Genomic DNA, 17,920 nt, shown 5'->3' with positions numbered 1-17,920 from the left:
TTTTGACTATTTTTCGACCCTAAAAAACAAAAGAAGACCTATAATATTCAGGCCTTCCTTTTATCATTCACTATGCAATTTTACGAGCGATAGTACGATTCTTCTGTCCATCCAGAGCTGATTTGACCGAAATCCAAGCACCACCAAGAGTGAAGACAGCTAAGAGTCCTAGATTCAAGTAAAATTTATCTGGGACGTCCCCTGAGAATGTCGCTTCATTGAGAAGCGTCCAGGACATACCAAATGGCAAATCCAGTTCACTCATGAGCGCCAAAGTATAATCTAATTGGTTGACCAAAAAGACCGTCAAGACCATCAATATAGCTGAAACTACCACACCTTTTTTAGTCAATTTCTTACCAAGGATCTCATAACCTTTGATAGTACAATAACCGAGGGCAGCCCCTGCTAAAACAGATACATAGCCAAGACGCGCTACCAAGAGGGCAACTGCTCCACCGATGATTACACCGATCACAGCCCCTACAATCCCTAAAAGGAAGTTTTCTTCCCGCGCTTCATAAGCCTCAACTGTATCTTGCACTTCGGCTTGGTAAGCTCTAAAGGTTGCATCGTCGATTAAGAAGATCGCATCTCCAATTTGATACAGACCAATTGGTCCTTCCTCACCCGTTTGCGCATTCACTTGCACAAATTGGTGGTTGAGCAAGAAATCAACAATATCTTGGATGGCTGTCCATAAGGTTTCGACAGCCTTGCCTTTGGTCATTCCGCCTTTGACAACGATCGAGGTCAAGTAACCATCAAAAGAGATAGCATTAATGGCTTTTGATTGTTCTTTTAATTCATTCCAAAGAATTTCACTATCTTCGATCAAGTCTCCTTCGGAACCTTGTTTCACACTGAGTGAAATGGTAAATACATTCTTGGTTTGAGCGCCTTCAATGACTAACAAGAAGCCTTCACGCTCCCCGTACATCACACGAGCTTCGCCATCAAATTGCAGACCAAGATCGGTAGCAATACTATATAAATATTCTGGTTTCATGTTTCCCCCTAGATTTTCAGGAAAGCTTGAGCTTTTCCCCATACTGTTCCCATTCTACCATAGGAGAAGCAAAAAGGACATATACATTCGTATACATCCTTCTTTCATTTGTGTTACATTGAGGTTTATTTCTCAACACGAACGCCAAATGTGTCAATTTTAAGTTGGAAAATCTGACCATCTAGCCCGAGTTTTTCGAGAGCTGCGACAAAGGCTGCTGTATGCTCTGGCACTAAGAGGTTCATGATCGTTGGGCCTGCTCCCGACAGATAGGTGGCGTAAGCCCCATGCGCATGCGCGACTTCTTTGACCTGAGGAAACTCTTTGACAAGAGATTGACGGTAGCGTTCGTGGAAATGATCAGACTCGATGGAGCGACCAGCCGTCAGCAAATCTCCCTTGAGGAGAGCTGCGATAGCGACATTGGCTACGCTACTAGCTGCAACAGCTTCCTTATAAGACCATTCTTTCGGTAGGACATTCCGACTATCACTGGTCTTCAATTGGTAGCTCGGTACAAAGGCCACAAGGTCACAGCTTGGAAAGTCAGCCGTGACATATTGGACATCTTCACCGATGTAGCTCGCGATGACCATATTCCCAAAGATAGCTGGAGCTACATTATCCGGATGACCTTCGATCTCGGTCGCGATGCGTAATTTCTCAGCGTCTGATAGCTGGAGGTTGGCTAATTGGTTGGCCAATTCAATCCCTGCGACAATGACCGAGCTTGAAGATCCAAGACCACGCGCCAAAGGCACTTGACTGGTCATCTTGATTCGATGGGGCTGCATATCAGTTGAGATAGAAAGGGCTGTTGAGAGCAAAAGGTTTTTCTCATCTGTCGGAATCCCTGCTCCTAGATCATGCTCAATGAACCAAGTATCAGTTGGTTCAAGGACTTCAATGGTCAAATAGCGAGTCACGGCAATTCCAACAGAATCAAAACCTGGCCCTACATTGGCACTGGTTGCTGGAACAATAATTTTCATGCTTATTCTCCCAAGACCTTAAAGGTATTCAAGAGTTCGAAATTCGCCTCTGAATCCAGTTTTTCAACCAGGTTCTTGAATTGTGTTTGGTTGACTTGGTGGGTAATGATCACCACACTTGCATATTGACCATCTGAGTCTTCTTGGAGGATTTGCTTGAAGGAAGCTCCTTCTGCATTAAAGATTTCCGCAAGACGCAAGATTTGACCAGTCGCATCTGGTGCTTTGATTGAGAAGTAATAATTGTTCTTCACGTCTTCTGGCTTAGCCAATTGAAGAGGGCGACTGTATTCATTGAAGGCTTTACCGATTGTTCCGTCTTTTAGTCGACGGACAATGCGAACGAGGTCGGCTACGACACTTGTCGCAGTTGGTTTTTGACCAGCACCTGGTCCGTAGTACATAGACTCACCAATACCGATGGATTCCACATAGACCGCATTCATGACATCATTCACTCCTGCGAGTGGATGTTGTTTTGGAAGGAAGGTTGGTGTCACTTCTGCTGCGATCCCTGACTCTGTTTCAACGATAGATCCGACCAGCTTAATGACATATCCAAGGCTTTGAGCAACCGATACATCTTGAGGAGTGATCTGGCTAATTCCTTTGTGACCTACTTGGTCAAATTGGATATTCATCCCAAAAGCGAACTGGCTCAAGATCACCATCTTGTAAGCAGCATCGATTCCTTCAACGTCGTTGGTTGGATCACTTTCAGCGTAACCAAGACGTTGCGCTTCTGCTAAAGCATCCTCATAAGTCCAGCCTTCTTCGACCATTTTGGTCATCATGAAGTTAGAGGTTCCATTGACCACCCCGAGAACTTTAGTCACCTTGTCGGAAGCAAGGGAATTCACCAAGGTCCGAAGGATTGGGATCCCACCAGCTACGGCAGCTTCATAATAAAGGGCCACTTTGTGTTTTTGAGCAATCTCTAGCAACTCGCTTCCATGAACGGCAAGAAGGTCTTTGTTAGCAGAAACTACGTGCTTTCCTGCTTCCAGTGCACGGGTGATAAAGGTCTTCGCTGGCTCGATACGACCCATCAATTCGACCACGATGGCAATGTCTTTGTCTTCAATGATCTCATCGACATTGGTCACAAAGTTGTAGTTGTGACCAGCCGCTTGCAAGCTTTCCTTTTCCGCATCATCTCGAACCAAGACCTTAGCGATCTCGATTTCATCTTGAGCTGCCTGGGTGATTTTTTCATGGTTTTCTTTTAATAAAAATGGTACGCCACTAGCAACAGTACCAAATCCTAGTAAGGCAATCTTAACAGACATCCTATTGACTCCTTGAATTTTCTATAGTAGCTCCATTATAACAAAAACTTGAGCGTTTGACAGCCAATTGCCTTAAAAATTCTGAATGTTCATGACAGGATCTGCCTGTAGCAAGTTCTGGAAAAGAACATAGAATTTGTGGTACAATAAAGAAAATAATGAAAACGGTGACACTATGAGTAAACGAAGAGTACCTAAAAAAATCAAAGTCCTACTTGGAATTAATGCACTCCTCTTGGTCTGTATCTTTATTTGTAGCTTTCTTCTAATCAAGCGGATCACTCAGCCGAGTGACGGAAATACCAGCGGCACTGCCATGACGCGCTCGCTAGATGAACACAGTTCCTCTATCGAGTGGACCCGAGTGAAAAAACCGGTCAAACTGCCCATCCTCATGTACCACTCCGTGCACAATATGGCCGAGTCTGAAGCTGCCAATGCCAATCTGATTGTCGATCCAGAGACCTTTGAAAGCCAACTAAAGGCTCTGAAAAAAGCCGGTTATTACACACTGACACCTGAGGAAGCCTATCGCATCCTCGCTAAAAATGAAGTCCCCAAAGGAAAGAAATATGTCTGGCTGACCTTTGATGATGGCGTCGAGGATTTCTATACCATCGTCTATCCGCTTCTTAAGAAGTACAAGATGACCGCCACCAACAATATCATCACAGACTTTACCCAAAAGGAAAAAGAAAATGTCCTGACCTTTGACCAAATCAAAGAGATGAAAAGTGCTGGCTTGACCTTTGAAAGCCATACGGTCAATCATCCAGACCTAGCCAATTCCAGTCTTGAGACCCAAAAGAATGAGCTAGTTGCTTCTAAACGCCTGCTAGATAAGGTGCTGGATCAAAATACTAGCGTTATCGTCTACCCATCTGGTCGCTACAGCCAGGTCACGATCGACCAAGCCAAGAAAGCTGACTACAAATTAGGCCTCACTACTAAAAATGGACTAGCCAGCTCCGCTGATGGACTCTATTCCCTCAAACGAGTCCGGATCCTTCCAACCACTACAGGAGAGGACCTCCTAGCCATGATCCAAGAATAAAGAAAGAGAGTGGGACAGAAATCGGTCATTCGTTAGAATTCGATTTCGTCGTTCCACCTCCGCACAGTTGAGTAGGCCTGTATAAGCTGATGAAATCAGCGTATTAGAGCCCACTCAACAACTGCGTCTTGCTCGACAATCCAAAAACAATAGAGAGGCTAGGACTTTTGTCCCAGCCTCTTTTGTTAGAGTTCCTTCTCTAGTTCTTTTAGAAAGGTGATTAAAAACTGATGGCGACTTTCTGCTATTTGCTTAGCAGTCTCCGTGTTCATTTCATCTTTCAAGAGGAGCAACTTGTCATGGAAATGTTGGACGGTATCAGTGAGGGACCTCCCTTTGTGGCCACCATAGGAAAAAGTTCTCGCAATACCTACAGCTCCTATCGCATCCAGGCGGTCTGCATCCTGGACAATCTTGCCTTCTAAGGTTTCTGGATGTTTCCCACGATTTTTGCTGAAAGAAACAGCATTGATAACCCGACAAATCTGGTCGATTTGGTCTTTAGGAATACCGATTTCTTCTAGAAACATGCGAGCATTCGCATTATTCTCAGTTTGAAACAATTTATCATCATCAGCATCGTGAAGAAGAGCTGACAAGCCCACTATCTCCAGATCACATGGACCTTCTGCTTGTGCGATTCTCATAGCATTGCTAAAGACGCGGAGAGTATGCTCCACATCATGGCCATCCGCTCGATCAGCAAATAAGGTTTTAACATACTGCTTAGCAGCTTGGATTCGTTCTTCGATCATCGTTCTTGTCCTTTGTCTTTCTTACTTCAATCAATCTCATTATACACCTTATGAGCCTTTTCTAGATCGTAATAGTGATCAAATTCTTCTTTTGTCTGCGTAGTATGGGTCTGCCCATCTCTTGATAGCTCAGCTGGAATGGTGACGTCATGGTAAAGATTCATACCCTTCTTCATAAAGAGTTCAAATACAGAAATACTTCTTGAATATTGATCGGCGCTGTTCTTAGGATTTAAAACCATCACTTTGGTATCCTTCTGTTCAAGCAATTGATATGCTTTTGAAAATTTTTTGAATTGCGTTTTTGAAAGCTCCTTCGGATCAATAGAAAAACTACCATCATCTAGAGGTAAGTATTCCAAACTACCCTGATCTTTATCTAAAGCGACGTATAACTGAACTATAGGTTTCTTTCCATATACCTGTTCTGTTAAACGATCATTTTGTTCCAGTTTATGAGTTTCCAAATCTAGAAACATCATCTTCCGAATGGTAGGATCCTTTAGACTTCGGATCTGTAGCGCAGCTAGTTCTCTTCCGTTCGAACTATATATAGCCCCTAATTCTGTTGGAATATAATTGGAATCAAAATCCTCTACAATTTTATATAGATCAATTTCTTGCTCTTCTTTTAGTTTCTTTCCTTCGATCTTATAAAGGCTCAGTGTCCAATATTCATCTTTTGATGGATGCTCCTCGTAATAATAGGGACTGTCTTTCAATTTTATATTGGAACGCAAAATATGGTGGGCTCCAACCTGAATGCGTCTGAGATTTAAAGAACCTCCATACTCCTTCTTCTTTTGATCTTCCTCAGGCGTTACTGATTTCCAGTGAGCGATGACACCTGCACCATCTGCAATCATCTCATAGTCATCAATTTTTGCTTTTCCACTATATTGACTAAATTGACGATAATACTGCTTCTCATATGTATGATAAGAAAACCAGATGACTCCAATAGATGTGAGGAGAACCAGCAAAGAATATATGACTTTTTTCTTTGTAATTTTCACGATTTAAACAGATCCTTTCTTGAAGGTTTTATTTTCACTTTGTAATCCACCACTGGTGAAAAAAATAGTATATTACCAAAAAACATGAAGAGCGATAAAAATATCAATAAAGCTACATGAAGGATAAAATTTGGAGCAATATTACTAAATATTGCACAAGATGAAAATACAACCAATCCAGCAAAAATAGTTGGAGCCATCATTGATAATAATCGATGCTTTCTATCATTTGTGACGAGGTATACCTTTATAGGGTGGTTGCTATTTACAATGTTGGGCATTGGTTTCCGAATGCTTGTCCATATCCGAATTCCTATTACAAGGCTAAAAACTAGAGCCAACATTCCAAAATTTAGCACATGTGAAGTAAAATAAAGATATTTTTCAACAGGAAAGGCCTTCGATAACAGCACGGCAGTTGTACCCATACCGAAAGCTGAAGCAAAACCTTTCTTCCGAGTATCCTTTTTATTGAGAACTTTAGAAAGATCCGAGGGAGCTAGATTCTGTACTTCTTCCTTAGTTAAAGGATAGGCTAGATGAGGGATGAAGCTTAAAATCCATGGAAAGAAATAGCTTATGAGAAACGGACGATCGGCATCGACTAAATAAGACTCACCATCCATTTGTAAGATCCGGTAACGAAGATTAATTTTTGATAATTGTTCTATTTTTGCTTTTTTTAGCATGCATAGTTCCTTCTAATTTTCTTTGTAAATAGATTTATCCACATCCACTGCTTCCAGTCTATCAAATTCAATGTATTCTTTACGATATGCATATTCCAGTGGAATACTATTGCAACAATCATTAATTTGTTGCATTCCTTATTAAAGATAGATAACCATTCAAATCATCAAAACTAGTTTGAATACTTTTTATATGCTCTAGTAATACTCGTTTTTGTCCGATTATTCGTTATCCAACCTTGGTTGATAATACTGTAAAAATTCTTCTTCACTTTGAATAAGGTGTTCTTTGTTATCTGTAGAGTTTTCTGCCGGTATCGTGATATCTTTAAATATATTTGTGCCATCTGGAAATGCCAATTTAATAACATTAAGAGTGGTTTCTAATCTATTTTTGGGATTGAGAACATAGATAAAATTGTTGTCTATATTATTCAATAATAGCTTTCTTGTTTTTGGATACTTTGTATCTAGGAGACAGTTATTTCCTACATTCCAAAAATGGAATTTATTATCCTCAAAATCAAACCCATTACTTTTAAATAATTTAGAAAAAGATTCAAGCCATTCAATACCAACACTTAGAGATTGGTTTTTAATATTATTTAGATTATCTACTATTTTACCTGTTTTCAAATTAATTAATTTTTGTTCCTGAAAAGATTTATCTCCAATTTTACCAACTATTAAAGTTATATATTCATTTTCTCCATCAACGATTATTTTCTGAGAGTTCGATATAAACATTGGAAAATAATTTTTGTTATATTCTCTAGTTATTTTAAACACATCCAATTCTTTCTTTTTCAATTTGGAATTTGAGGTATCATAAACGTTAATATGCCAATATTCACCATCCTTAGGTATATTTCGATTTAAATAAGGAAAGTTATTATGCGTTATATCTCTTGATGGTTCGGATTTCAATTTCGCACCTTGAGAAATAATAAACTTTTGTCCTACAGCATAACCCGGACCGCCTGTTTTAACCTTATCTCCTAGAATTCTTAATTCATCTGTTACTTTCTTTTTCGCAGCCCATGAAACACTGATTGCTTCTCCATTTTCAAGAAATTCATAATCTGTTATTTCTGTATCAGCAATCCAATACTTATATTGAAATAATTTATTTTTATAAAATGAATGTTTAACAAAAAATATAACTAGAATGACAATTATAACTAATCCTAAACTTCGTAAGAACGTTTTTCTACTGATCTTCACTTTGCACCTCTGCCTCTACTAACAACCTAAAAATGCATCTACTCTGAAAAATGGATGAGCCAAGTCAATCATACACTCTGACTCTACCTTCTTCATATGCAGAAAACATTGAACTCTTTGGACTGACATATGACACGGACTCGTGTGAAACCATGTCACTGATTGATAAGTCTCCATGGTCATCAATAAACCTATAAATTATTCCTTCTTTTTCAAAACTTCGATCCTCACTATTATACAGAATAGTAGACGTTACATTTCCTTCTTTTAAAATAATATGATCCCCAGAAAACTCTACCCAAGTCGACTTATCTAGAGAAGCTTTATGTGATGATTTATTCTTAACCACTAGATAAAACCGTCCATCTGTAATAGCATTCAATTCTTGTTCTTGTTTGATATAGACCATTATCATTGCTACAGGAATTAGTAAAAGCAGCCATAATCTATACTTAGGGGTAACGAATGACCCTATTTTTTTGATGACGGCTATTACAACTAAAACCATCGCATACAATAAAAACGGCGGGATTAAAAGAAGAGCGATTTTCCAGCCTTTGAAAAAAGCGAGTCCTTTTGTGGATTTAGTTGATTTAGCTGGTTTGACTTCTACCAGCTTCATTCGCAATAGTTTCAAAGTGACTTCTTCTTGTCTTGTATCAAGTGAAACACTCTTTTCTCCTGAGTTTTCACTATCTAGATAGGCCTGAGCCATTCGGAACAGATACAATCTCTCATCTTCTTTCGCAATGGTACGAAATAGCTCCATTGCCTTATTTCTATTCCCTTTGAGGTACTCATTGACTGCCTTCAGATACATAGATTCCAATTGTGAGAACTTGTTGTTCGTCACTTCCTTTAGGACGGAATCATTGGGCTCTTTTTTGACCAGTATATCATAGCGAGCTCTGTATGCCATCTTGAGTGGTTCAACATCTGCTAAATAGTCAGAGAGTAATTCCTCAAACTCATCTTCCTTCAAATCAGTTCTAGAAAATAAATTTGCATTCAATAGAATTTCGTTTAATTTTACTTGTACAGCATTTGTAAACTTTTGATTCTTTTTGAGTTCGTCTACAACTGCTTCAATGGATCCAAAGTCACCAATCCTATAGAAATAGAAAATAGTGGCAATCTGTACACGCGCTTTAATAGTTTTGATACTCTTTCCTTTTTGGTTCAGAATATAGCTTGCCATCAAGTCAAGATTGATATCCTCGTGGATAAGACTATTCAACTTTTTGAATAAAAGAGTATCTTTAATGATAACTAGAATCAGCTCCATCAGTAAGTAAATCAAAAAACAAATGAGAGCAATTTTTTTACTTTGAGTCACTTGCACGATATATAAAAATGGTAAGGCTAGGATAATCAGTATGACTATCACTGGAATATTGTAGCGTTTTCTTAATTCTTTATAATCTTTTACCATAAATCTCCTTAGTTATTAGCTTGTTGTGATTTGGAATTTGTTTACTCTATCTTAAAATAAGTCACTTAAAAGTCCAACTTAATGGTTTAATTCTACTAGTTAACTCCTACCATAATACCGAAATTTTGCGACTGGGGCAACTTCCTCACTAGTTGGAAATAGTTGCACCAAAAAAACCACCTCTCGGTGGTTTTAGAATGTATACAAACTATTTTAAAGTAAAATAAGTTAAGCGATTCTGCAAAGAAACAAAAATGAGTTCCAATTTTAAAATCGATTCAAAAAAATACCAAAACTTTCCGCCGTGAGGAAAGTGCCTGAAACATAATGCTTTCAGGCACTCGGGAGTTTTGGAACCTTAGGTCCAAAACTAAGTCATGGAACTTCTTCGAAGTTCGCTGACGTCCGTACTCACCTAAGGAAAGTTTTTAATATGACTTTGTCTTCAATCTAAAACCACCTCTCGGTGGTGTTTACTTCTTCTTTTGTGGAAAGAGGGGCAAGCCAAGGGTCGCGATTTTCTCAGCGGGGATCTTCATGCCATCCTTGATCCATTTGGAGATAACAGAGACAATGGCGGAGCTCCAGAAAGAATTGAGGTAGCTCCCAGCGCCATTCGAGGAGCTGCCATTTCGTTTTTCTAAAAAATCATAGACTGCCTTGGTCAAGAGCTGCTCGAAATTGTAATCAATGGCCAGGCTAATGATTTTAGCTTCTTTCTTGACTTCCTTAAAGAGGTAGACCCATACTTGGTAGAGATCTGTCTTGAGGTTGTAGCCATCTAAAGACTTGGTAATCTTTGCGATACTAGACTGAAAGATGGACTCTAGAATCTCTTCTTTGGAGTCATAATTACGGTAAAAGGCTGCGCGAGAGACACCTGCACGCTGAACCAGCTCAGATATGGTGATCTTTTTCAGATCTTTTTTCTCCAGCAATTGCAGGAGAGAGATTTCGATGGATTCTCGTGTAATCGCATTGTTTTCTTGGTTAAATCGTTTGAGATTTTCCAATGATTTCTCAGATATTTTTCTTTCTGCCATAACATTTACTTTCTATCTGTCTCACCTGATGATATCTACTTGGATAGCATTGTACTTCATGATATAATTGTAAAAGAAGACATACTACTTGTCAATGTACATTTTTATACAATTATGAGGTATGAACTGATGAAATGGAAAATTATTGCGGATTCAGGCTGTGACTACCGCTCTTTGGACAATCTGGCACCGGATACGGAGTTTGTCAGTGTCCCATTGACCATCCAAGTGGGAGAGACTATCTACACAGATGACGCCCAACTCAATATCGATCAGATGATGAAGGAGATGTATGCGACTACGACTGCTTCTAAGTCTGCCTGTCCAAGTCCTGATGACTATATGAAGTCTTTTGAAGGGGCTGAAAATATTGTCGTAGTCACCATCACTGGAACCCTTTCAGGTAGCTACAATAGTGCTGAGGTAGCTAAGAAGATTTATCTGGAAGAGCATCCGAATACCAATATCCACGTCATTAATAGCTTATCAGCTGGGGGTGAGGTGGACCTGATCGTTCGCAAGCTCAATCAGTTGGTCGCTGAAGGCCTTGATTTTGATCAAGTGGTCGATGTGATCACGACCTACCAGTCTAAGACGAAGTTGCTCTTTGTTTTGGCCAAGGTTGATAATCTGGTCAAAAATGGGCGTCTCAGCAAATTGATCGGGACTGTTGTCGGGCTCCTCAATATCCGTATGGTCGGCGAAGCTAGTAAGACGGGTACCCTTGAGTTGCTTCAAAAAGCACGGGGCCAAAAGAAAGCGATCAAGGCAGCTTTTGATGAATTAATCAAGGCAGGCTATAATGGCGGACATATTACCATTGCCCACCGCAACAATGAAAAATTTATCGAGCAATTCTCTGCATTGGTCCGTGAAAAATTTGCCCGTGCAAACATCGAAGTCCTTCCTACTTCCGGACTATGTAGTTTCTATGCCGAAGAAGGCGGGCTCCTCATGGGCTATGAAATTTAAGTTTCCACTAAAAAAGAGGCTGGGACAAAAGTCCTAGCCTCTTTATTGTTTTTGGATTGTCGAGCAAGACGCAGTAGTTGAGTAGGCTCTACTACGCTGATTTCATCATCTATACAGCCCTACTCAACTGTGCGGAGGTGGGACGACGAAATCGAATTCTAACGAATTACCGATTTCTGTCCCACTCTCTCTTTTTATTCTCCGATCTCTTGGTAGAGAGTCCGGATTTTTTTGCGGTAGATGCTATAGCTGATCCCAGCTCCAATTAGCAGGATGACACTATAAAGGATCACGGCTAGTGGAGTGCTGATGGAATGATAGGTCCAAATGAAGCTGACAATGATCAAGAGAAACATCACAAAGAGGAAGACAATCAAGAGAATAGACTGAAGAACTGCATTCCCACGATGACGGGTCATCAACTCCGTGATATTGGTCCAATTGGTGCTAAAATTTTGAAAATCTTTGACATAGTCTCGAATGCAGATCGGAATGGTTGTTACAACCCAGATCAATAACATAGCTAGGATAGCCAAGGGATGGACGCCAAAATAGAGACAAACGCCAACTAGAAGTATGACAGGAAGGATGGATTGCACCAGATAGAGCAACCAAAACTTCATGAAGAGATAGCGTTTAAAATCAATAGGGAGCGATCTCAAGTATTCAAAGTTTTCGCGCTCTAGCGAAATACCGATACTGGTCAAGCCTCCAAAACTATTGAAAACACCGATCAAGATGGCAACAAGGGTCAGTGGCACCAGATACTGGGGCGTCAGGTAAGGACTGAGGCCTCCTATATTTTTCGATGCTCCTGCTGCTCCACTGAGGAGGAAAATATATGGCAGAATACTCATCATCAAGAGGACTTGTACCATAAGGGTTCCATCGCTCAAGAGTCTACGATGATACTGAATGACAAACTGTCTAAAGGAGTCTTTCTGGCCCACATGGATGGCTTTCACGCGCTCTTTAACGGTTTGGTTGGTCGCAACTGCAAGGGCCGCATCATAGAACTGCGGGATCACGATTTTGCGAACCAGGCCGATCAAGACCAAAAGGACCAGGATCCATCCTAAGAGGCCTAGGATCGCTTCTCCATCAAAAGGATGGAGAATGAACTGATGAAAGGCCGTAAAAGGTGGAAATAGAATGGGAATATCTCCTCCACCCGACACTTCTACCCGATGGGTCTGGACTAGATTCAGATAGAGATAAGCTCCTAGACTCAGAAGAGAACCAATTCCGACCATGATGTTGGAGACCAGGGTCGTGTGTTTTTTGAAAAAAAGGGTCTTAGTGATCAAATGAGCTAGTAAAATCGTCGCTAAAAAGAGAACGCCTAAGAGAATCAAGGCACAAAAGAGGCCTAGCAGGATCCCTAACGGATTAAAGCCGCCTGCTTGGACAGGCAGGATCAGAAAATAACTAATCAACGGGAGAATAGCCATGAGAAGGGTCAGGATGACCGAGATACTCTTTCCAGCAATGACTTCTGCATCTGAGAAGGCATAGGGGCGGTAAAACTGCAGGTCCTTGCTTTCATAAAAGACATTGTAAAAGCTCATAAATCCTTGGGAAATGGTCATCAAGGAAAAGAGGGCGACCATATTGACAAAGAAGGCTGGTTGGTTCACAAAATCATAGATGCTAAAGAGCAAGCCAAATATGACGAAATAGACTAGGCCTAAAAAGAGGTAATTGAGCACCGATTTACGGGCAACATTGAGTTTGACGTCCGGTTTTTTGGCCTGTTTGGCACGTAATTTTGCGATCTGGGCGGGCTGACTGGCATAGATGATATTGACATTGACCAGCTGTTGGATGATCTTAAGACGCATGATCGCCACCTTCTTCCTTCCGCCCCGCTAAACTGAGATAGATACTTTCCAGGCTTTGTTCTGGATGTTGTCCCTTCAATTCCTCGATCGTCCCATAGAAAATGAGATTTCCCTTTTTCAGAATAGCAATTTTATCACAGAGTTGTTCAGCCACTTCTAAGACATGGGTAGAGAAAATAACGGTCTTTCCGCGATCCGCATGTTGACGCATCATTTGTTTTAAATCGTAAGAAGCCTGCGGGTCCAATCCGGTCATCGGTTCGTCCAAGACCCAGATATCTGGATCGGATAAGAGCGCTGCAATGACGAAGACCTTCTGGCGCATCCCATGTGAAAAGGATTCAATCACTTCATAGCGGTGGCTCTGAAAATCAAAGATCCTAAGAAGCTCCTCTAGGCGTTGGTCACAGTCTTTCTGACTCATATCATAAGAGGTCGCAACCAACTCCCAGAATTCATTGGCTGTGAGGCGCAAGAAAAGATCTGGCGAATCTGCCACATAACCGATCTTCTTTTTGATCGCCAGTCGATGGCTATAGAGGTCCTGACCATCCACTTCAATGGATCCAGTGGTTGGGGTGATGACACTGACCAGGCTCTTAATCGTCGTTGACTTTCCAGCTCCGTTGTGGCCAATCAGGCCGACAATTTGCCCATCTTCGATGGTCAGATCCAAGTGGTTAAGGGCAATGTGCCCATCGTAATCTTTGGTAACTCCGTGAAATGTAATCATGTTAACTCCCTAATCGATCCTCATTGGGACCGTTTTTTCTTATTCTGTTGATAAGCGATCATCGAAATGGTAGAGCAATTCTAGCAGATAGTTTGGAATGGTTTCCAAGAAGTCTTCTTTGTAGACCCGCTCTCCTCGCTTATGCAATTCTTTACCCCATGGTCCTAGATTAACTGCTGGGACCTGAATTTGGGCAATTTTTTCCAGATCCAGATCATAGACTTGAGCTGGTGTGGCTAGGCTATCTAGGACGACTTGATAAGAAGCCACATCCTTTTCCAAGGCACAATAACTAGTGTCGTTAATCCCCATAAAGTATTCTTCCACTTTTAAGAGGTAACCTCTTGTGTCCAGATACTCGCGGTAATCAGTGATGAGGGACACGATATTGAAATCGGTATTGTCTAAAAAGCGGCAATTCATGGAAGGATAATATGGGGGCGCAAAACCGATGACCACCATAGGATCCTTATCTCCGAGAAACTCAAGGAGTCGCTGGATTTGCTGAATCGCAAGGCTCTGGCAGCTGGTCCCATTACGAAAATCTTGCTCCGCTTTTTTATTAGAAGCTTCTCTAAAGGCTTGGTAGCCCTCTATGGCTTGGCAACGTTCCTCTAGTTCTTGATAAGTGATGACTCTTGGCCTTGCAATAATATGTTCTTGGCCTGCCTGATCCTGCAAGTGCTCGTACTTCTTGTAAAAGGCGTCCAAGGCCTCCTGAGTAAGCTCATAGATTCGTTGCAAGAGCTCTTGCGGTGTTTTCTTCAAATGCAACACACTGAAATAACCAGCCGCATAAAGCACGGTCGATACATCGTACTGCTCCTTCAAATCTCTGAGATAGGACCAAGAAGGAAGGGGAGACGTTTCTCCCAAGGCCTGATCTGCCAGATCGGGATGAAGATCTAGCTGGCTTGCGATGGCTACTAGGAGGGACAAGGCATTGATCCCTTTAAGGGGCTCCTTCATATGGGACAAGACACCTTGTGCCACAACGACCGGCATGAGTTTGCCGACTGTGCCAATGTGAAGGACCTTTTCTTTTCCTACCTCTGATTCAAAGGGTTCTGAATCCACTGCTAATACATAATTCAGATCAAACTTCTCCTGCAAATCTGTGAGGAGGCCCAAAGCTCCACGCATCCCACGTGAATAGGATTCCTCATCTCCAACAGAGAGATAGAGCAGATTGACCTGACCTTCCACGGGATCTGCCGCATAGGCTTCCAGAACCCCCAATTGAAGGGCCAATGCTGCTTTCATATCGCAAGACCCTCTGCCAAATTTCCAATCCCCAGAAGCTAAATCTTCCTGCATATCTGGACGTCTATCCAGTGTTTTCAAGGCTTCTGCTACTTTATCAGAATCGAGTGCGATTTCCGACAAGTTTCCATAGTCTTCTAAATCGACTGTATCATGGTGGTGGAAAAGGATCACTGTTTTTTTCTTGCCCTTATCAACCAAGGCCCAATTGACCGACCGATGCAAGTGATCCTGTGGCACCTGGTAGCGCCCAAAATGGTCCGGATGTTCCTTGAAATAAGGGATCTGGGCAATCCGTTGATCCAGGTAGGCTTCGATCCCTTGCTCGGTCTCAGTGTTGGTAAAGCTCGGGATTGCCAAGGCTTCAGTAAAAATCGTTTCGATGCTCTCTCTATTGGTGGTTTTCACTTTCAAACCAATCCTCCTTTGATATGATCAAACTATAAAATGAATAGAAATAAATGTACCAGACTGATATTTCTACGTAAATAAAATACTACTTTTTATATTCTCACTTCATTTCTTTCATGTATGCGGTTTCTTTTCTAGAAAGGGCTTGCTTCCAGCGCAATCGTTTGTCGCATCCAACTATTTTTGGTAAAATAGGGACATTCACATGAAAGAAGAAATAAAAATGGAAAATCAAACCTTAATGCAATATTTTGAGTGGTATTTGCCCGCTGATGGGAACCACTGGACGCGTCTTGCTGAAGATGCGCAACACTTAGCAGACTTGGGTATTCGTAAAGTCTGGATGCCACCTGCCTTTAAAGCTACTTCTAACAACGACGTTGGGTACGGAGTCTATGACCTCTTTGATTTGGGCGAGTTCGATCAAAAAGGAACGGTTCGCACCAAATATGGCTTCAAAGACGATTATCTTCAAGCCATTCAAGCCCTCAAAGATGCAGGGATTCAACCAATGGCCGATGTCGTTCTCAACCATAAAGCTGCTGCCGATGGCTTAGAGGAATTCGAGGTCGTTGAGGTGGATCCAATGGATCGAAACAAGGTCCTCACTGAGCCCTTCACCATTCAAGGATGGACTAAATTCACCTTTGATGGCCGAAATGGCGCCTATAATGACTTCCACTGGCATTGGTACCATTTCACCGGTACGGACTACGATGCTTCTCGTAATAAGAATGGAATCTACCAAATCCAAGGGGACAACAAAGGTTGGGCTCATGGAGATCTGGTTGACAAGGAAAACGGAAACTACGATTACCTCATGTACGCCGATATCGATTTCAAACATCCCGAGGTTGTAGAAAATCTCGATCAATGGGCTGAATGGTTTATCGAAACGACAGGGGTTGAGGGATTCCGTCTGGACGCAGTCAAACACATTGACTCCTTCTTTATGAAGAATTTCATCCACAATATTACCAAAAAATATGGTGAAGATTTCTACGTCTTTGGTGAATTTTGGAATGGCGACACAGAAACCAACGATGAGTACTTGGAAAGCATTGACTACCTATACGACTTGATCGATGTAGCCCTCCACCAAAATTTCTTCAGAGCCAGCCAAGAGGGTGAAAATTTCGACCTTCGAACTGTTTTTGATGGAACACTGGCGCTCAATCATCCTGAACAGGCCGTAACCTTTGTAGACAACCATGATACCCAGAGAGGGCAAGCCTTGGAATCTACCATTGAAGAATGGTTTAAGCCTGCAGCCTATGCCTTGATCTTACTTCGTGAAGCTGGTTTGCCTTGTGTCTTCTATGGAGACTACTACGGTATCGAGGGCAAATTTGCACAAGAAAGTTTCCAAGAGGTTCTCGATCGTCTCTTATGGGTTCGTAAAGATCTGGCCTATGGGGAACAAACGGACTACTTCGATGATCCTAATTGCATCGGTTGGACACGTTCAGGTACAGAAGAATCAGCACCAATCGCCTGCTTAGTTTCGAATAACCAAGCTGCTACAAAAGTCATGGAGATCGGCTCATCCTACGCAGGCCTCACCTACTATGATGTCCTAGAAAATTGTAGCGAAACCGTCCAAGTCCAAGAAGACGGTACTGCCGAATTCCCAGTGGCAGAACGCTCCGTCAGTGTCTGGGTAGCCCAAGATACAGAGGGCCAATAACCTTTATATATGATTTTCTCCTAGGATCTACATTTTCCTAGGAGAATTTTTTCCTGTAAAAATTTTATAGGAAATACAGCTTCATTTTAGCACTATAAGAAAGCGCTGTCAATGTTTGCTACCTTTATTTTAAAGAAAATCACGCCATCAAAAAAACTCGTTTTCCAGTTTGGAAAACGAGTTTTCTTTTTAGCTCAATTCTGCAATGATTTCTTTTAATTGGGCTTTCGTATGAACTCCAGCCACTTGTTTCACGACTTGGCCATCTTTTTTAAAGAGAAGAGTTGGGATCGACATGATACCGAATTGACGCGCTGTATTTGGATTTTCATCTACATCCATCTTGCAGATTTTCAAATCATCTTCATGTACTTCTTCTGCCAACTGATCCAAGATCGGTGCTTGCATGCGACATGGGCCACACCAAGTTGCCCAAAAGTCAATCAAGACAAGTCCTTGGCTAGTTTCTTGTTCAAAAGTTGCATCTGTGATTACGTGTGCCATATTTCC

Annotated in this window: 16 protein-coding genes; 3 read left to right on the top strand and 13 right to left on the bottom strand. The window is 41.5% G+C overall.

What is annotated here, in order from left to right; genetic code table 11:
- Positions 1-70 precede the first annotated feature (70 nt).
- From HMPREF2917_RS02550 to HMPREF2917_RS02540, 3 genes are all read right to left on the bottom strand, one after another.
- Positions 71-1,051, bottom strand: coding sequence for a hypothetical protein (locus HMPREF2917_RS02550; protein WP_070588902.1), 981 nt, complete (start codon positions 1,049-1,051; stop codon positions 71-73).
- 83 nt (positions 1,052-1,134) lie between these two features.
- Positions 1,135-2,001, bottom strand: coding sequence for a homoserine kinase (thrB, locus tag HMPREF2917_RS02545; protein ID WP_070588901.1), 867 nt, complete (start codon positions 1,999-2,001; stop codon positions 1,135-1,137).
- A gap of 2 nt (positions 2,002-2,003) precedes the next feature.
- Positions 2,004-3,290: a homoserine dehydrogenase gene (locus HMPREF2917_RS02540; protein WP_070588900.1), complete on the bottom strand. Its 1,287-nt coding sequence runs from the start codon at positions 3,288-3,290 to the stop codon at positions 2,004-2,006.
- Between the two features lie 175 nt (positions 3,291-3,465).
- On the opposite strand from HMPREF2917_RS02540, the gene HMPREF2917_RS02535 reads away from it, so the two are divergent.
- Positions 3,466-4,344: a polysaccharide deacetylase family protein gene (locus tag HMPREF2917_RS02535; RefSeq protein ID WP_070588899.1), complete on the top strand. Its 879-nt coding sequence runs from the start codon at positions 3,466-3,468 to the stop codon at positions 4,342-4,344.
- 185 nt (positions 4,345-4,529) lie between these two features.
- Here HMPREF2917_RS02535 and HMPREF2917_RS02530 read toward each other — a convergent pair whose 3' ends face one another.
- The 6 genes from HMPREF2917_RS02530 to HMPREF2917_RS02505 form a co-directional block, all read right to left on the bottom strand.
- A complete protein-coding gene (locus HMPREF2917_RS02530; protein WP_070588898.1) occupies positions 4,530-5,099 on the bottom strand; it encodes an HD domain-containing protein in 570 nt (189 codons plus the stop codon).
- Between the two features lie 26 nt (positions 5,100-5,125).
- Positions 5,126-6,115, bottom strand: a complete 990-nt coding sequence (locus tag HMPREF2917_RS02525) for a hypothetical protein (RefSeq protein WP_031573546.1) — start codon at positions 6,113-6,115, stop codon at positions 5,126-5,128.
- Entirely contained in the window at positions 6,112-6,804 is a 693-nt protein-coding gene (locus HMPREF2917_RS02520) for a DUF443 family protein (RefSeq protein WP_031573544.1), read from the bottom strand. The genes HMPREF2917_RS02525 and HMPREF2917_RS02520 overlap by 4 nt, the downstream gene beginning before the upstream one ends.
- Before the next feature lie 222 nt (positions 6,805-7,026).
- Entirely contained in the window at positions 7,027-8,028 is a 1,002-nt protein-coding gene (locus HMPREF2917_RS02515) for a hypothetical protein (RefSeq protein WP_049506773.1), read from the bottom strand.
- Between the two features lie 64 nt (positions 8,029-8,092).
- Entirely contained in the window at positions 8,093-9,460 is a 1,368-nt protein-coding gene (locus HMPREF2917_RS02510) for a hypothetical protein (protein ID WP_070588897.1), read from the bottom strand.
- A 473-nt stretch (positions 9,461-9,933) separates the two neighbouring features.
- Positions 9,934-10,503, bottom strand: a complete 570-nt coding sequence (locus HMPREF2917_RS02505) for a TetR/AcrR family transcriptional regulator (RefSeq protein WP_070588896.1) — start codon at positions 10,501-10,503, stop codon at positions 9,934-9,936.
- A gap of 129 nt (positions 10,504-10,632) precedes the next feature.
- Between HMPREF2917_RS02505 and HMPREF2917_RS02500 the strand changes: the two genes are divergently transcribed.
- Positions 10,633-11,475 (top strand): DegV family protein, encoded by an 843-nt coding sequence (locus HMPREF2917_RS02500; RefSeq protein ID WP_070588895.1) that lies wholly within the window; start codon positions 10,633-10,635, stop codon positions 11,473-11,475.
- A 194-nt stretch (positions 11,476-11,669) separates the two neighbouring features.
- Here the strand turns inward: HMPREF2917_RS02500 and HMPREF2917_RS02495 are convergent, their stop codons facing one another.
- The 3 genes from HMPREF2917_RS02495 to HMPREF2917_RS02485 are packed head-to-tail and all read right to left on the bottom strand — an operon-like array spanning position 11,670 to position 15,720.
- Complete coding sequence (locus HMPREF2917_RS02495) at positions 11,670-13,316, bottom strand: hypothetical protein (RefSeq protein WP_070588894.1); 1,647 nt, start codon at positions 13,314-13,316, stop codon at positions 11,670-11,672.
- Positions 13,306-14,049 (bottom strand): ABC transporter ATP-binding protein, encoded by a 744-nt coding sequence (locus HMPREF2917_RS02490; protein WP_003010968.1) that lies wholly within the window; start codon positions 14,047-14,049, stop codon positions 13,306-13,308. Before HMPREF2917_RS02490 ends, HMPREF2917_RS02495 begins: the two co-directional genes overlap by 11 nt.
- Before the next feature lie 39 nt (positions 14,050-14,088).
- Positions 14,089-15,720, bottom strand: a complete 1,632-nt coding sequence (locus HMPREF2917_RS02485; RefSeq protein WP_070589714.1) for a M20/M25/M40 family metallo-hydrolase — start codon at positions 15,718-15,720, stop codon at positions 14,089-14,091.
- Between the two features lie 208 nt (positions 15,721-15,928).
- On the opposite strand from HMPREF2917_RS02485, the gene HMPREF2917_RS02480 reads away from it, so the two are divergent.
- The gene (locus HMPREF2917_RS02480) at positions 15,929-17,410 is read left to right on the top strand and encodes an alpha-amylase (RefSeq protein WP_083307665.1); all 1,482 of its coding nucleotides are present in this window, start codon (positions 15,929-15,931) and stop codon (positions 17,408-17,410) included.
- A 189-nt stretch (positions 17,411-17,599) separates the two neighbouring features.
- On the opposite strand, the gene trxA is transcribed toward HMPREF2917_RS02480, so the two are convergent.
- Positions 17,600-17,914: a thioredoxin gene (trxA, locus tag HMPREF2917_RS02475; RefSeq protein ID WP_003002728.1), complete on the bottom strand. Its 315-nt coding sequence runs from the start codon at positions 17,912-17,914 to the stop codon at positions 17,600-17,602.
- Positions 17,915-17,920: the final 6 nt, after the last annotated feature.

Source organism: Streptococcus sp. HMSC061E03 (assembly GCF_001813505.1).
GTDB lineage: Bacteria > Bacillota > Bacilli > Lactobacillales > Streptococcaceae > Streptococcus.
Note: the sequence above shows the minus strand (reverse complement) of the source record. Positions and strands in the feature narration are given on the sequence as shown.

What these genes read in the sequence shown, in the direction of transcription:
- trxA (WP_003002728.1), bottom strand. Translation starts at nt 17,914, where the DNA reads ATGGCACACGTAATCACAGATGCAACTTTTGAACAAGAAACTAGCCAA.
- HMPREF2917_RS02495 (WP_070588894.1), bottom strand. Translation starts at nt 13,316, where the DNA reads ATGCGTCTTAAGATCATCCAACAGCTGGTCAATGTCAATATCATCTAT.
- HMPREF2917_RS02510 (WP_070588897.1), bottom strand. Translation starts at nt 9,460, where the DNA reads ATGGTAAAAGATTATAAAGAATTAAGAAAACGCTACAATATTCCAGTG.
- HMPREF2917_RS02550 (WP_070588902.1), bottom strand. Translation starts at nt 1,051, where the DNA reads ATGGGGAAAAGCTCAAGCTTTCCTGAAAATCTAGGGGGAAACATGAAA.
- HMPREF2917_RS02500 (WP_070588895.1), top strand. Translation starts at nt 10,633, where the DNA reads ATGAAATGGAAAATTATTGCGGATTCAGGCTGTGACTACCGCTCTTTG.
- HMPREF2917_RS02540 (WP_070588900.1), bottom strand. Translation starts at nt 3,290, where the DNA reads ATGTCTGTTAAGATTGCCTTACTAGGATTTGGTACTGTTGCTAGTGGC.
- HMPREF2917_RS02490 (WP_003010968.1), bottom strand. Translation starts at nt 14,049, where the DNA reads ATGATTACATTTCACGGAGTTACCAAAGATTACGATGGGCACATTGCC.
- HMPREF2917_RS02535 (WP_070588899.1), top strand. Translation starts at nt 3,466, where the DNA reads ATGAGTAAACGAAGAGTACCTAAAAAAATCAAAGTCCTACTTGGAATT.
- HMPREF2917_RS02530 (WP_070588898.1), bottom strand. Translation starts at nt 5,099, where the DNA reads ATGATCGAAGAACGAATCCAAGCTGCTAAGCAGTATGTTAAAACCTTA.
- thrB (WP_070588901.1), bottom strand. Translation starts at nt 2,001, where the DNA reads ATGAAAATTATTGTTCCAGCAACCAGTGCCAATGTAGGGCCAGGTTTT.
- HMPREF2917_RS02480 (WP_083307665.1), top strand. Translation starts at nt 15,929, where the DNA reads ATGAAAGAAGAAATAAAAATGGAAAATCAAACCTTAATGCAATATTTT.
- HMPREF2917_RS02520 (WP_031573544.1), bottom strand. Translation starts at nt 6,804, where the DNA reads ATGCTAAAAAAAGCAAAAATAGAACAATTATCAAAAATTAATCTTCGT.
- HMPREF2917_RS02505 (WP_070588896.1), bottom strand. Translation starts at nt 10,503, where the DNA reads ATGGCAGAAAGAAAAATATCTGAGAAATCATTGGAAAATCTCAAACGA.